A 15370-nucleotide genomic window follows, 5' to 3' on the forward strand; every position below is an offset into this window, starting at 1 on the left:
GCTTGTTTAAATCTTGCCATTGTCTTGTTTTTGCGGCAAAAAATCGGTATAATATACAAAGTAATAAACAATGAATCAACCGCCGCTTTGGGCGGACGGATTTAAAGGAGGAAAGAGCGGATGAGTGAATATGTCATCGAAATGCTGAACATCACCAAGGAATTTCCGGGGATTAAAGCCAATGACAACATCACTTTGCAGCTGAAAAAGGGCGAAGTGCACGCATTGCTGGGTGAAAATGGCGCAGGCAAATCCACCCTTATGAGCGTGCTGTTCGGTTTGTATCAGCCCGAAGCAGGTGTGATTAAAAAGGATGGGGTGGAAGTAAAAATCAAAAACCCCAACGATGCCAACGACCTCCATATTGGTATGGTGCACCAGCACTTTAAGCTGGTGGATGTGTTCAGCGTGCTGGACAACATTGTGCTGGGCGTAGAACCCGGAAAAATGGGCTTTTTGCAGCGGGGCGAGGCTCGCAAAAAGGTAATGGCTCTTTCTCAAAAATATGGCTTGCAGGTGGATCCGGATGCCCTTGTGGAAAATATCAGCGTGGGCCAGCAGCAGCGTGTGGAAATCCTCAAGATGCTTTACCGGGACAACGATATCCTGATTTTTGACGAGCCTACCGCTGTGCTCACCCCCCAGGAAATCGACGAGTTGATCGAAATTATGCGGGGCTTTACCAAAGAGGGTAAGAGCATCCTGTTTATTACCCACAAGATGAATGAAATCATGGCCGTGGCCGACCGCTGCACCGTGCTGCGCAAGGGTAAGTGTATTGGCACCGTAAACATCAAGGACACCACCAAAGAGGAACTTTCCCGCATGATGGTAGGCCGTGATGTAAGCTTTGCTGTGGAAAAAAGCCCCTGCAAGCCCGGCAAAAATGTGCTGGAAGTAAAGGACATGGTGGTGCCCTCCAAGGTGCACAAGAACAATGCAGTCAAGGGCGTTTCTCTCAATGTGCGGGAAGGCGAGATTGTGTGCATTGCAGGCATTGAAGGCAACGGCCAGACGGAGTTTGTATACGGCCTGTCCGGCCTGGAAAAAATCACAGGCGGCACCGTAACCTTGTGCGGCCAGGATATCACCAATGCCAAGGTGCGGGACCGTTCCAAGCAGGGTATGAGCCATATCCCGGAGGACCGGCACAAGCACGGTTTGGTGCTGGACTACACTCTGGCAGAGAACATGATTCTGCAAAGCTACTGGAGCGAGCAGTTCCAGAGCCACGGCTTTTTAAAGAAGGCCACCATGAATGAGTACGCCGACCGGCTGATTGCCCAGTACGATGTGCGCAGCGGTCAGGGACGGGATACCATTGTGCGCAGTATGTCTGGTGGTAACCAGCAGAAAGCCATCATCGCCCGTGAAATTGATAAGGACCCCAAGCTGCTGATTGCGGTTCAGCCCACCCGAGGCCTGGATGTGGGTGCCATTGAGTACATCCACAAACAGCTGGTAGCCGAACGGGATAAGGGCAAGGCTGTGCTGCTGGTCAGCCTGGAGCTGGATGAGGTTATGAACCTCTCTGACCGGATTCTGGTAATGTACGAGGGTGAGATTGTGGGCGAACTGGACCCCAAGCAGACCGATGTACAGGAGCTGGGCCTTTATATGGCTGGCGCAAAACGGAAGGAGGCTAACGCCTAATGAAACAACTCAAGCAAAAATGTGCAAGCCCTGCGTTTGCCAGCTTTTTGTCCAGTGTGCTTACCATCCTGGCAGGTCTGGTGTTTGGATTTCTGCTGCTGCTTGTCCTGAATGCACCTGCTGCGGCAAGGGGGATACAGGCCCTGCTCACCAACGGCGTAAGCAACCTGAACAGCTTTGCCAAGGTGCTTTACCAGGCCGCCCCCCTCATGATGTGCGGCCTTTCGGTGGGTTTTGCCTTTAAAACCGGCTTGTTTAACATCGGTGCACCCGGTCAGTACACCATGGGTGCCTTTGTGGCCATTGTGCTGGCCACCCAGTTCCAGATGCCCTGGTGGATCTGTTTGCTGGGCGCCATGATTGGCGGCGCCGTGTGGGGCCTGTTTCCCGGTTTGTTCAAGGCTCTGTTCAATGTGAACGAGGTAATTTCCAGCATCATGTTCAACTGGATTGGAATGTACCTGGTAAACCTGATTTTTGCCAATATGCCCAAGACCCTGGCCAGCTACTGGGGCGCCACCAACAGCGACCGTACCGCTGATTTGGCCAAGGCAAACCCCAGCGCCCTGATTCCCCGCCTGGGACTGGACGAGCTGTTTGGCTCCACCTACATGAACATCAGCATCTTCATCGCTATTTTTATGGCCATTGTAATGTATGTGGTGCTCAACAAAACAACCTTTGGCTATGAGCTCAAGGCTTGTGGTCTCAATAAAAATGCCAGCCTGTACGCAGGCATCAATGCAAACCGCAATGTGGTGCTGAGCATGGTGATTGCCGGTGCTCTGGCTGGCATTGGCGGCGGCCTGTACTACCTGGCTGGTACCGGCCAGTATGTGCTGGAAAAGGTCATTCTGGCCCGTGGTTTTGACGGCATTCCCGTGGCCTTGCTGGCAAACTCCAACCCGGTAGGTACCATCTTTACCGCTTTGTTTGTAAGCTATCTGAGTGTTGGCGGCAGTGCCATGCAGCCTCACTTCTCCACCGAAACGGTCAATATCATTGTTTCGGTGATTATTTACCTGGCAGCATTCAGCCTGCTGGTGCGCAATATGCTGAATAAATCCTTCCAGAGCAAAAAGAAAGGGGAGGGTCAAAAATGATTATTCTTGCCAATGTATTAAGCTGTACCATCGTGTTTGCCGTGCCCCTGCTGCTGGTGGCCCTGGGCGGTATGTTCAGCGAGCGTTCCGGTGTTATCAACATTGCGCTGGAGGGCATTATGGTGATAGGTGCACTGGCCGCCTGTCTGGCCCTTAAAAGTTTTGATACCTCTGGGTTTGGTGCTGCTTCGCCCCAGCTGGCGGTGTTTGTAGCAGTGCTTATTGCCGGTGCCTGCGGTGTGCTGTACTCGCTGTTTTTGGCCTTTGCTGCCATTAACCTGAAAGCAGACCAGACCATCGGCGGTACTGCCCTCAACCAGTTTGCACCTGCCTTTGCCGTGGTAATCACCTGGGCCATCCAGGGCCAGGGCCAGACCCAGATTCAGATTCCCAGCTGGGTGCGCATCACCCGCCAGACCTTTGGCCTGGCCGAAGCAGACCAGAGCTTTTGGAACAACCTGATTTTCAAGTATTTCTACCTCACCACTCCGCTGGCCATTCTGCTGCTGATCGGTGCCTATGTGCTGCTGTTCCGTACCAAGTTCGGCCTGCGCCTGCGGGCCTGCGGCGAGCATCCCCAGGCTGCGGATTCGGTGGGTATCAATGTTTACAAAATGCGCTATGCCGGTGTAATGCTGGGCGGTCTGCTGGGTGGCATCGGCGGTTTTGCTTACACCCTGGCTGCGGGCAGCACCTTTGCTTCCAGCGTAGGCGGTTACGGCTTTTTGGCGCTAGCTGTTATGATTTTTGGTAACTGGAACCCCTGGACCATCCTGGGTGGTTCGCTGTTCTTTGCCCTGTTCAAGGTGGTGGCCTCTTACAGCACCATCATTCCCTTCCTGCCTAACTTTGAGGGGGTAAAGTCTGCCAGCAACATCTACCAGATGCTGCCCTATATCGTAACCATGATTCTGCTGATTTTCACCAGCAAAAAGTCCCGTGCACCCAAGGCAGAGGGCATTCCCTACGATAAGGGAAGCCGCTAAGCCGTTAAGCTGCTAAGGGGCAAGCCTGTTGCTTTTATGCCCCTGCAAGCACTGCTTGCAGGGGCATACTTGCTTTTTGGGCAGCTGGGTGCTATGCTGACAGTATAGCCTTAAATCCCGGACCCGGTGCAGCGGGGCGGGCAAGCGTTTAGGAGGTATATACCATGCGAATGTTTGATATTATTGCCAAAAAGCGGGATGGGGGAACCCTCACCCGCCAGGAACTTGAATTTGCTGTGATGGGTTTTGTGGAGGGGACGGTTACAGATTACCAGATGAGCGCCCTCCTGATGGCCATTTATCTGCGGGGCATGACCGAACAGGAAACCGCCCAGCTGACGGATATAATGGCCCATTCCGGGGATATGGTAGACCTTTCCGCCATTGAGGGCATCAAGGCAGATAAGCACTCCACCGGCGGCGTGGGGGATAAAACCACCCTGGTGATTGCGCCCATTGTGGCGGCCTGCGGCGTAAAAATTGCCAAGATGAGCGGCCGTGGTCTGGGCCATACCGGCGGCACTGTGGATAAGCTGGAATCCATCCCCGGCACCCTGACCGCCCTGGAGCCGGAACGGTTTTTTGAGCAGGTAAACCAGATTGGCATCAGCGTGATTGGCCAGAGCGGTAATCTGGCCCCAGCGGATAAAAAGATGTATGCCCTGCGGGATGTAACCGCTACCATCAGTTCCGTGCCCCTGATTGCCTCCTCCATCATGAGCAAAAAGCTGGCCGCCGGTGCAGACTGCATCCTGTTGGATGTAAAAACCGGCAACGGAGCTTTTATGAAAACGCTGGAAGAGTCCATCCAGCTGGCCCAGGCTATGGTGAGCATTGGCTGGCACAACGGCCGCAAGGTGGCTGCTCTCATTACAGATATGGATACTCCTTTGGGCTATAACATCGGCAACAGCCTGGAGGTAATGGAGTCGGTGCAGGTGCTCAAGGGCTGCGGCCCGGATGATTTGACCCAGGTGTGCTACCAGCTGGCAGCCAATATGCTGCATCTGGCCGGAAAGGGCAGCCTGGAGGATTGCATGAAGCTGGCCCAGCAAGCGGTGGAAAGCGGCGCAGCCTTTGAAAAATTAAAGCAGATGGTGGCAGCCCAGGGCGGTGATGTAACGGTGCTGGATTGCCCCGAAGCCTTTGCCAAGGCACCCTTCAGCCATCAGGTGGTGGCAAAGCAGGATGGGTGGCTCACTGCCATGAACACCGAGCAGGTGGGCAACGCCAGTGTGCTGCTGGGTGCAGGCCGCATTACAAAAGAGGACAGCATCGACTTTGCGGCGGGCATTGTGCTGCACAAAAAAACCGGCGATTGGGTGCAGGCAGGGGACTGCCTGGCAACCCTGTATGCCATCCAGGAAAGCAAGTTTGCACCGGCAGCCCAGTTGTTTGAATCCGCTCTCACCTTTGGCCCTCAGGCGCCGGTGCTGCCGCCCCTGGTGATGGCCCGTGTAACCAAGGACGGCGTGGAGCGGTTTTAACAAGCTGCATCTCTGCCCGGCTGCGCTATGGCCGTGGCCTCTGCCAGGCAAAGAGCGTTGGCAGTTTGCCGCTAAAACAGCAAAGGACACTGCGCACCCGGAATGCTGTTTTGTTCAGCCATTCTGGCAGACGCTATGTTTGTCTGGCACAGCAGTTGTTTGCTTGGGTACAATCCTATAAAAAAACTCCCCCGGCGGTTCTTTAAAGGAACTGCCGGGGGAGTTTTTTGGCCGGAAAGTAAAACGCTAGCGGGCCCAAAAGCTGGCCACGCTGTCTTCAATCATTCGTTTGCCGCTTTCCAGGGCGGTGGTGGTGCCGCCGGTAAAACACCAGGTGGCCATCATGCCCTGTACCAGGCTTTCAAAAAAGAAAAAGGCGTCCTGCACGGTGCGGCCACGGGGCAGCTGTTGCTGATGCTCCTCCAGCAGCTCCAGCAGGGTTTGGCTAAAGGCCCGCCGCTCAAAATGGTCGGCGGGGCCGGTAACACAGCCGGATAAATCCATGGAAAGGGCAAGGCAGGTGAGCTCGTGCCCGGCGTACTGGGCAAATACCAGCTGCAATTTTAAAAATTCAGCCACCTTTTGGTCTACGGTTGCATCCGGAAAACGGCGGAGAAAAAACCCATAGGTGCTTTGGAGGTATTCGCCCATTTCGGCGTAGTAGCTTTGCCGCACGATGTCCTCTTTGGAGGCATAGTGCACATAAAAGGAGCCCTTTGCAATGCCGCAGGCCTGGCAAATTTCGCTGACCGTTACCTGATGGTAACCGTGCTTTTTAATCAGCTCTACCGCTGTGGCGTAGATGCGCTGGCGGGTGCGTTTGCCCTTTTGGTAACGGGGTTTTGGGGTGGATTCCATACGGCAGCCCTCCTTTGGTGCGGCAAGACGCAAAAAATAAGACCAAGGCCTGTGGACCTTGGTCTTATTTTATCACAGCCTGGGGAAGGCTGACAAGTACAGGCAAAAGCCCTTGTGCTGGCTTACTGCATCAGCTGGCAAACGGCCTGGGCGTAGGCCACAGGGTCCTCAATGGGCATACCCTCAATGAGCAGAGCCTGGTTGTACAGGATGTTGGTGTACTGGGCCAGCTTTTCGGTGTTGCCCTCAGCTTGCAGCTGCTGCAAGGTGTGGAATACAGGGTGGCTGCCGTTCAGTTCCAGAACCTTCTGGCTCTTGGGAGCGGGCATATCCCCGGCGCCGGGCATGGAGCTGAGCACCTTTTCCATCTCCAGGCTCAGTGCACCCTCGCTGGCAATGCAAACAGGGTGGCTCTTAAGGCGAGAGGACAGACGCACAGCGGTGACCTTATCGCCCAGGGCCTCCTGCATGGCGGCAAACAGGTCCTTGTTGGCTTCGCTGGCCTGCTCGGCAGCTTTCTTTTCCTCCTCGGTTTCCAGGCCCAAATCGCCGCTGGAAATGTTCTTGAATTCCTTCTCCTTGTCCTTCTCGCCGTAGTTGCGCAGAACCTGCAGGCAGAATTCATCCACATCCTCGGTGAGCAGCAGCAGGTCGTAGCCCTTTTCCAGCACCAGCTCGGCGGCAGGCAGCTTAGACAGACGCTCGGTAGACTCGCCAGCTGCGTAGTAGATGAAGTTCTGCTCCTGAGGCATTTCATCCACATACTCCTGCAAGGAAATCAGTTTCTTGTGCTTTGCGCTGTAAAACAGCAGCAGGTCCTTCAGCAGGTCGCTGTGGGCACCGTAGCCGTCGTAGCAGCCAAATTTCAGCTGACGGCCAAAGTTTTTGAAGAACTTTTCGTACACTTCACGGTCGTTGTTCTTCATGGCGTTCAGCTCGTTTTTAATCTTCTTTTCCAGGCTGTTGCGAATCAGCTTGAGCTGGCCATCCTTTTGCAGCATCTCACGGCTGATGTTCAGGCTCAGGTCCTGGCTATCCACAATGCCCCGCACAAAGCTGAAGTAATCGGGCAGCAGGTCGGCGCATTTTTCCATAATCAGCACGCCGCTGGCATACAGCTGAAGGCCCTTTTCAAAGTCTCGGCTGTAATAGTTGTAAGGGGTGTGGCTGGGCACAAACAGCAGAGCGTTGTAGGTGGCGGTGCCCTCGGTGCGGCTTACCACCACACGGGCAGGGTCTTCAAAATCATAGAATTTTTCTTTGTAGAACTGGTTGTATTCCTCGTCGGTTACCTCGCTCTTGCTGCGCTTCCACAGGGGAACCATGCTGTTGAGGGTTTCCAGCTCGGTATAGGTTTCGTACTCGGTCTTGTAATCCTCACCGGCATCGGCAGGGCGTTCCTTGGCACGGGTCTTTTCCCGCTCCATCTGGATGGGGTAGCGCACATAGTCGCTGTATTTTTTCACGATGTGGGCCAGGGTGTACTCGTCCAAAAACTCGTCGTAGTTTTCCTGCTCGGTGTTTTCCTTCACCACCATGATAATCTTGGTGCCCACCTCGGCCTTTTCGGCAGGGGTAATGGTGTAGCCGTCGGCACCGGTGCTCTCCCACTGCCAGGCCTCGTTGCTGCCAAAGGCACGGCTGATCACCGTTACACGGCTGGCCACCATGAAGGCGGAGTAGAAGCCAACACCAAACTGGCCAATGATGTCGATGTCCTCGGCCTGGTTGTCCTTTTTAAACTCCAGGCTGCCGCTGCGGGCAATGGTGCCCAGGTTCTGCTCCAGTTCCTCCTGGGTCATGCCGATGCCGTTGTCGGTGAGGGTGATGGTGCGGTTGGCCTTGTCCAGATCCAGCCGGATTTTGTAGTCCTCTTTTTTGGTGGTAACACTGTGGTCGGTCAAGCTTTTGAAATACAGCTTGTCGATGGCATCGCTGGCGTTGGAAATCAACTCCCGCAGAAAAATCTCCTTGTTGGAATAGATGGAATGAATCATCATATCCAGCAGTTTTTTGCTTTCGGCCTTAAACTCCTTAACAGCCATGTGAAACGCTCCCTTTTATCGTAGATTTTCAAGAATAAACAAATAATTTAGCACTCGTTAAAACTGAGTGCTAATTCAATATACACCTTTTTTGAAAAAATCGCAAGAGGAGTTCACAAAAAGTTTAAAACTTGCCCGGGGCGCGCAGCAGGCTGTGGATGGAATATTTGTTTTGAAGAATCATAAGCTGGAACAAACAAAAAAGTAATGGGAAGGGTTTGCCGCCGGTTGTGCAATGGCTGCGCCATTGTTGGGTGAAAGCCCATCGGAACGAAAAAAGTATTAAAGCAGCTAAAAGGGCTTGCCGTCTGTGAAAAAATAGGCGGCAGGCCCTTTTTATTTGCTTATCATGGGAGTGCTGTCATAAATTGAATACGGAACGCTATCGCTGATTGCTTTAATTTTAGCGCGCGTGTTTGTTTGGGTTTTTGTAATTTCTTTGGAATGATAAAACACCTCATTTGTTTGGATGGTATACCATACCGTTCAAACAAATGGGGGTGATATATAGTCTTTATTCCTAGGCTGCGTTTTCTTTATAAGCAGGGGAGTTGCTCCATGCTACTCCTGTTTTTATGTGTTTAGGCACGAGCCAACTGAGCAATCTCGTTAAGGTGCTCCACAATAAGCTTTTGTGCAGATTTGCTGTAAAAGCAAATCGAATAAACTCCCTGGATGCCTTCCCGCTGTTCCACTGCAATTCCAACCCGTACCCCCTGATCGGTAGGCACTCGAATCATCTTTCCTTTTTCGTCAGGAATTAATACGATGTACCCACACTCTACCAACCAGTGACTGATATGTTTATAGCTCAGTTTTTTCATCTCTGGTATAGCAATCAAATCATTGATACGCTTTGTAATCTCGCTGATGGTAATGGGGTGTTCCGAATAAGAAAAATTTTGTCTGGTTTGATAATCAATCTCAAAAGGAACCTTTGGTGCCTTCGCTCTTCGTGGAGAAGAGCCTCCTCGCTCTACCACCTGCCGCAGTACATCCGATACATAAAACAAGCAGCGAGATATCCGCACATTATTGATAAGATCCGATTCCGGAACAACCTCTCCAGTTAAAGGATTGATTCCGTTTGCAAGCTTTTCCACATAGGTTTTTGCATAAGCAATTTTTTCAAGCTCTGTCATTTCAATTCTCCCTTACCCTGTTTTGCGTTTCTTGGCTGCCATATTCAGTATAGCGAAATTAGCAAATTTTTACAAGATTGTTCATTTTTTAAATGAGATGGAATTGAAACCCAATGGTTTACTGGATGCCGCCGGGCTGCAAAAAGAGCAGGGCAGACAACTAAAATTCACCTAAAACAACTGGATGAATGCAAAAAAGAGTGCCCTCACAGCACTTTCATGCTATAAGGACACTCTCTTTGAAAGTGGCGACCTATTTTAATACAAAATGGCCATACCTTCGACCTTTCGTTAAATGGTACAGGAATAATTAAAAGGTGGCCATACCTGACCTGGCCCTATCAGCCATCTGTCGGGATCGAACCCAGCACAGTAATGTCAAGTTCTTTCTCCTTGGTTTCGGTTACGGAAACCATATAGCAGCGCACCTCGAACTTCGTACCAGCCTTAACCGGGTAGATCGTCGGCGTGTCCAGGTTTCTCAAGTCTGCCAGGACATAGCCGTTGCCTTTGTACTCTGCCAGCAGTTCCCGGCAAGAAGAACAGAAATACTGCTCATCATATTTTTCAACTTCGCTTGACACAGTGACATGAGCATGGACACCTTCCGTGCCGATGTAAAAGCTCTGCTGGAGGGTAAGGAGGAAACCACTGTTCCTGCTCCCACCGAAGATCCCGAGGCCACCATCTGGAAGTTCCTCTTCGGCAAGCTGGGCAATGCCTACGGTGCCGCCGGTCTGATGGGTAACTTCTTCGCCGAGTCCGGCTTGAAGCCCACCAACCTCCAGAACACCTACGAGAAGAAGCTGGGCTATACCGACACCGCCTAAACCGCTGCGGTGGACGATGGCTCCTACGATAACTTCGTAAGGGACTCTGCCGGTCACGGTCTGGCTCAGTGGCCTTATTGGAGCCGGAAGTAGGGGTTGCTGGAGCTGGCCAAGGCGGAGGGGAAGTCCATCGGCGACCTTTCCTTGCAGCTGGACTACATCTGGAAGGAGTTGTCCGAGGGCTATGGCAAACTGCTGAAGACCCTCCAGGCCACTACATCTGTCATTGAAGCCTCCACTGCCGTGCTGACCCAGTATGAGCGCCCCGCTGATATGGGGGAGGCTGTCCAGGCAAAGAGAGCTGGCTACGCCCAGACCTACTTTGACAAGTACGCCCCCAAGCCCACCCATCCTGAGCGACTTACGGAGGGTTACTACCGTGTCCGTAAGATCTGGGCGGACAAGAAGTCCCAACTGGGTGCATACCGTATGCTGACGACGCTGGTGGTTATAGTAATGGATGAACTGTTCGTCAGCAGATACAAGTTCTTCGTAGGTATCAAAATGGTTTAGAAATAAGTATTTGATTTTCAAGCATATTTGTGTTATACTATGCTATCAAAAAGGCTTTTGCTGGAATTTGCCTGATGGTGGTTGGAACACTGCTGATGGTGTTTTTTAAGTAATAAGTCTTGATAAATTCACAGAATTGTGATATAATCATTGTGTATAAACTGGCAAACAAAACAATTTCAGAATAAACAATTAAGAATATAGGAGGAATGAAATGGCAGAGCATTTACCACTATCTGTTCGGGTGCCGATTGAAGCGGATAACCCAAGTATTTGCCGCAAAGAAGAGCTTTGCATCAAGTGCGGACAATGCCGTGAGGTCTGTACGAATGAAATCAGTGTTCACAGTACATATTCCTTCGAGCAAACCGAAGGAAAGGCGATCTGTATCCACTGCGGACAGTGTGCAAACGTCTGTCCTACCGCAAGCATTACCGAGGTCTACGAATACCCGGACGTGAAGGCGGCTATCGCAGATCCCGATAAGATCGTTATCGTCAGCACGTCCCCCTCTGTGCGCGTTGCTCTCGGTGAAGAGTTTGGAATGGAAAAAGGAAGCTTCGTGCAGGGTAAAATGATCGCCCTTATGCGTGCTCTCGGTGCCGATTACGTCCTGGATACCAACTTTGCCGCAGACCTAACCATCGTTGAGGAAGCAAGCGAGCTTGTTCGTCGCATTACGACAGGAGATAAGCCCCTGCCTCAGTTTACAAGCTGCTGCCCTGCGTGGGTGAAGTTTGCTGAAACCTACTATCCCGAAATGCTCCCGCACTTATCAACTGCCAAGAGCCCCATCGGTATGCAAGGCCCCACTATTAAGACCTACTTCGCCCAGAAGATGGGTATTGATCCGAAGAAGATCGTTAACGTAGCACTTACCCCCTGTACTGCGAAGAAATTCGAGATCCGACGCGAGGAAATGAACGCCGCAGGCAAGAAGCTCGGTATCCCCGAAATGCGCGATATGGACTATGTTGTTACAACTCGCGAGCTTGCTCTTTGGGCAAAGGAAGCGAAGATCGACTTTGCTTCGCTTGAGGATAGCGATTACGACCGCTTTATGGGTGAAGCATCGGGTGCAGGCGTGATCTTTGGTAATACCGGAGGTGTTATGGAGGCAGCGCTTCGTACTGCATACTCCTATATCACGGGTGAGGTCCCTCCGAGCGCACTTCTTGACCTTAAGCCCGTTCGCGGATATGAGGGCATCAGAGAAGCAAGCCTTGACGTCAAAGGAACCACTGTAAACGTAGCTGTTGTTTATGGTACAGCCAACGCTCGCAAGCTCATCGAACTAATCAAGAGCGGCGAGAAGAACTACCACTTCGTTGAGGTGATGACCTGTCCCGGCGGATGCATCGGCGGTGGCGGTCAGCCCCGTGATTTTGCGGCAGATGCTGATGCAAGCCGTAAGGCAAGAATCGAGAGCCTTTACAAGAGAGATGCCTCTTTGACTCTTCGTTTGAGCCACGAAAACCCTGAGATAAAGGAGCTTTACGAGGAATTTTACGGCAAACCGCTCAGTGAGCTTGCGGAAGAAATGCTCCATACTATGTACACTGATCGCTCAAGCGACATCAATAAAGAAATTATAAAAGGAGAAACTAAAATGGCTAAATGGAAATGTAAAGTTTGCGGATATATTCACGAGGGAAAGATGACCGACGATTTCAAATGCCCCTTATGCAAAGCACCCGCATCCCAGTTTGAAAAAATTGAGGAAGCTCCCGCAAAGAATCCCTTTGCAGGCACAAAGACCGAGAAGAACCTCTGGGAAGCATTCGCAGGTGAGTCTCAGGCAAGAAACAAGTATACATACTTTGCATCTGTAGCAAAGAAGGCAGGATACGAGCAGATCGCTGCAATCTTCCTTCAGACCGCTGAGAACGAGAAGGAGCACGCAAAGCTTTGGTTCAAGGCACTTGGCGAGCTTGGCGATACCGCTGAGAACCTTCTTCACGCCGCTGAGGGTGAGAACTACGAGTGGACCGATATGTACGACAGCTTTGCTAAGGATGCTGAGGAAGAGGGCTTTACCGAGCTTGCAGCACAGTTCCGCGCAGTTGCCGCTATCGAGAAGAGCCATGAGGAGCGCTATCGCAAGCTGCTGCACAATGTGGAAGCAAAGGCCGTATTTGAAAAGAGTGGTGTTACCCTGTGGGAGTGCCGCAACTGTGGCCATCTGGTAATGGGTGTCAAAGCACCGGATGTATGTCCTGTCTGCGCCCATCCCCAGGCATTCTTCGAGGTCCGGGCAGAAAATTACTAAGAATTCATCTTCTAAAGGCAGTGAGCATTCCGCTCACTGCCTTTTACAAATGGCGGTAATTCTTGTAATTCCGGTCTTGAGCTAATATATGGACAGTGGTACAGAAATCCAAGGGGAAGCAGCCTGACATCAACAAAGGTTTCGTAGATTACTGCAATGCCGAGGGAGCCATCCTTGTGGATGTGCGCACCCCTAAGGAATACCGGGAAGGTCATATTCCAGGAAGCAAAAATGTGCCGTTGCAGCAGCTTGACAAAATCAGCTCTGTAACCGACAGTATAAATGTACCAATGTTTGTATACTGCTATTCAGGCGGCAGAAGCCGTCAGGCAACCTACATGCTGCGGCACATGGGATATACCAATGTGCAAAACATCGGCGGTATTGCCGCTTATTCCGGAAAGGTGGAGAGATAACATGAAAGTTGTGATCGTGGGAGGTGTGGCAGGTGGAGCCACTGCAGCAGCAAGAATTCGCAGACTGGATGAACAGGCTGAAATCGTTGTGTTCGAGCGGTCAGGCTATATTTCCTATGCCAACTGCGGTCTGCCCTATTACATAGGTGGTATCATTGAAGATCCCGAGGATCTGACCTTGCAGACCCCGGAGAGCTTCTTCTCCCGCTTCCGCATCCATATGAAGGTGCGGCACGAGGTTACCGCGATTCATCCTGACAGAAAGACAGTGTCCGTAAAGAATCTGGAAACCGGCGAAGAATTTGAAGAGAGTTATGATAAGCTGCTTCTCTCTCCCGGCGCAAAGCCTGTCTGGCCCAACCTGACCGGAATGGATAGCGACAAACTGTTCACTCTGCGTACCGTGGAGGACACCTTCCGGATCAAGGAATCTGTGGATCAGCAGAAGCCAAAGTCTGCGGTGATAGTGGGCGGTGGCTTTATCGGTCTGGAAGTGGCCGAAAATCTGCGTGAATTGGGTATGGACGTGACCATCGTACAGCGTCCCAAGCAATTGATGAATCCCTTTGATGCCGATATGGCTTCCTTTATTCACAGCGAAGTCCGCAAGCACGGAGTAAAACTGGCGCTGGGCTATAGTGTAGAAGGTTTTGCAGAAAAAGACGGCGGCGTGGATGTGCTGATGAAAGATCAGCCATCCATCCATGCGGATATGGTGGTGATGGCCATTGGTGTCACCCCGGAATCCAGTCTTGCGAAGAATGCCGGTTTGGCTCTGGGTATGAAGGGCAGCATTCTGGTTAATGACCGGATGGAAACCTCCATTCCCGACATCTATGCTGTTGGAGATGCGGTGCAGGTGAAGCATTATGTGACCGGTGAAGATGTTCTGATCGCTTTGGCTGGCCCTGCCAACAAGCAGGGAAGAATTGCGGCAGACAACATCTGCGGTGGTGACAGCCGTTACATGGGGAGCCAGGGCAGCAGCGTGATCAAGATATTTGACATGACCGCAGCTGCTACCGGCATCAACGAGACCAATGCCTGGAAATCCGGGCTGATTGTGGATACTGTAATTCTGTCGCCTATGAGCCACGCAGGCTATTACCCTGGTGGTAAGCTGATGACTATGAAGGTAGTCTTTGAAAAGGAAACCTACCGCCTTCTGGGTGCCCAGATTGTGGGCTACGATGGTGTAGATAAGCGTATCGATGTGCTGGCTACTGCCATTCATGCCGGCATGAAGGCAACGGAACTAAAGGACCTTGACCTTGCCTATGCGCCGCCCTATTCCTCTGCTAAAGACCCTGTGAATATGGCAGGCTTTATGATCGACAATATCTCCAAGGGACTGAAGCAGTGGCATTTGGCTGACGCCGCCACGCTACCCCGAGATGGAAGTGTCACCCTATTGGATACCCGGACAGTGGGCGAGTACAGCCGTGGACACATCAAAGGGTTCCGAAATATCCCGGTGGACGAACTGCGGGAGCGAATCGGGGAGATCGAAGCCGGGAAACCCGTCTATGTGATCTGCCAGAGCGGTCTGCGCAGCTACATCGCCACCCGGATTCTGGAGGGGTACGGCTTTGAAGCTTATAACTTCTCCGGTGGCTTCAGGTTCTATGATGCGGTGATGAATGACCGTACTTTGATTGAAGTGGCTTTTGCGTGCGGTATGGATAAGTAAATAATTGGGTAGTGATCACGCTTCCTGGCAAATGACTATTATTTGGATACAATCTGCTAATGGCGCCGTTGAGGCAAATAGATAATGCACCCCCTATGCAGTAAAGGGGGTGCATTGGTTGTTCAGGGGGTGCATTTACATTTTTCCGCAACCATTGCAAAGTCTCAGTATGTTATTGCGAATTGAAACATTTTATGATATATTTAAATAAACTATGTAGTTAGGGTGATTGCCATGAAATTAAGTGAAGCAATCAGCAAAAGAATACATATGCTCTGCCAGGAGCGCGGTATCAGCACTGAACAGCTTGTTGCTAAAGTGTGAATGCCGATCGCTATGAAGTAGTGGCTGTAATTAAAGGGCACGGTCCGGCGCCAT

At 51.6% G+C, this 15370-nt stretch carries 13 protein-coding genes; 9 read left to right on the plus strand and 4 right to left on the minus strand.

Going from position 1 to position 15370, the window contains the following annotated elements:
* Positions 1–120: 120 nt before the first annotated feature.
* The 4 genes from ACH2EM_RS03640 (at position 121) to ACH2EM_RS03655 (ending at position 5229) form a co-directional block, all read left to right on the plus strand.
* A complete protein-coding gene (locus tag ACH2EM_RS03640; RefSeq protein ID WP_395150724.1) occupies positions 121–1653 on the plus strand; it encodes an ABC transporter ATP-binding protein in 1533 nt (510 codons plus the stop codon).
* Positions 1653–2756: an ABC transporter permease gene (locus ACH2EM_RS03645; protein ID WP_395150726.1), complete on the plus strand. Its 1104-nt coding sequence runs from the start codon at positions 1653–1655 to the stop codon at positions 2754–2756. Before ACH2EM_RS03640 ends, ACH2EM_RS03645 begins: the two co-directional genes overlap by 1 nt.
* Entirely contained in the window at positions 2753–3742 is a 990-nt protein-coding gene (locus tag ACH2EM_RS03650; protein WP_395150728.1) for an ABC transporter permease, read from the plus strand. Before ACH2EM_RS03645 ends, ACH2EM_RS03650 begins: the two co-directional genes overlap by 4 nt.
* A 164-nt stretch (positions 3743–3906) precedes the next feature.
* Positions 3907–5229, plus strand: a complete 1323-nt coding sequence (locus ACH2EM_RS03655; protein ID WP_395150729.1) for a pyrimidine-nucleoside phosphorylase — start codon at positions 3907–3909, stop codon at positions 5227–5229.
* A 246-nt stretch (positions 5230–5475) separates the two neighbouring features.
* On the opposite strand, the gene ACH2EM_RS03660 is transcribed toward ACH2EM_RS03655, so the two are convergent.
* The 4 genes from ACH2EM_RS03660 to ACH2EM_RS03675 all read right to left on the minus strand — a co-directional run bounded on the left by ACH2EM_RS03660 (position 5476) and on the right by ACH2EM_RS03675 (position 9858).
* On the minus strand, positions 5476–6087 hold the full coding sequence (locus ACH2EM_RS03660; protein WP_395150731.1) for a TetR/AcrR family transcriptional regulator: 612 nt from the start codon (positions 6085–6087) through the stop codon (positions 5476–5478).
* A gap of 122 nt (positions 6088–6209) precedes the next feature.
* Positions 6210–8132, minus strand: a complete 1923-nt coding sequence (htpG, locus tag ACH2EM_RS03665) for a molecular chaperone HtpG (protein ID WP_395150732.1) — start codon at positions 8130–8132, stop codon at positions 6210–6212.
* A gap of 581 nt (positions 8133–8713) precedes the next feature.
* The gene (locus ACH2EM_RS03670; protein WP_395150734.1) at positions 8714–9274 is read right to left on the minus strand and encodes a hypothetical protein; all 561 of its coding nucleotides are present in this window, start codon (positions 9272–9274) and stop codon (positions 8714–8716) included.
* A gap of 341 nt (positions 9275–9615) precedes the next feature.
* Positions 9616–9858, minus strand: coding sequence for a hypothetical protein (locus tag ACH2EM_RS03675; RefSeq protein ID WP_395150735.1), 243 nt, complete (start codon positions 9856–9858; stop codon positions 9616–9618).
* A 6-nt stretch (positions 9859–9864) separates the two neighbouring features.
* Here ACH2EM_RS03675 and ACH2EM_RS03680 point away from each other — a divergent pair, with 6 nt between their 5' ends.
* From ACH2EM_RS03680 to ACH2EM_RS03700, 5 genes are all read left to right on the plus strand, one after another.
* A complete protein-coding gene (locus ACH2EM_RS03680; RefSeq protein ID WP_395150737.1) occupies positions 9865–10104 on the plus strand; it encodes a hypothetical protein in 240 nt (79 codons plus the stop codon).
* 96 nt (positions 10105–10200) lie between these two features.
* On the plus strand, positions 10201–10617 hold the full coding sequence (locus ACH2EM_RS03685; protein ID WP_395150739.1) for a phage tail tip lysozyme: 417 nt from the start codon (positions 10201–10203) through the stop codon (positions 10615–10617).
* 214 nt (positions 10618–10831) lie between these two features.
* Positions 10832–12886, plus strand: a complete 2055-nt coding sequence (gene rbr, locus ACH2EM_RS03690) for a rubrerythrin (protein WP_395150740.1) — start codon at positions 10832–10834, stop codon at positions 12884–12886.
* Between the two features lie 95 nt (positions 12887–12981).
* Entirely contained in the window at positions 12982–13302 is a 321-nt protein-coding gene (locus ACH2EM_RS03695) for a rhodanese-like domain-containing protein (RefSeq protein WP_395150741.1), read from the plus strand.
* Position 13303: 1 nt separating this feature from the next.
* The gene (locus ACH2EM_RS03700) at positions 13304–14992 is read left to right on the plus strand and encodes an FAD-dependent oxidoreductase (protein ID WP_395150742.1); all 1689 of its coding nucleotides are present in this window, start codon (positions 13304–13306) and stop codon (positions 14990–14992) included.
* The last annotated feature ends 378 nt before the right edge of the window (positions 14993–15370 follow it).

Origin of the sequence: uncultured Allofournierella sp., assembly GCA_944382705.1 — a bacterium.
GTDB lineage: Bacteria > Bacillota > Clostridia > Oscillospirales > Ruminococcaceae > Allofournierella.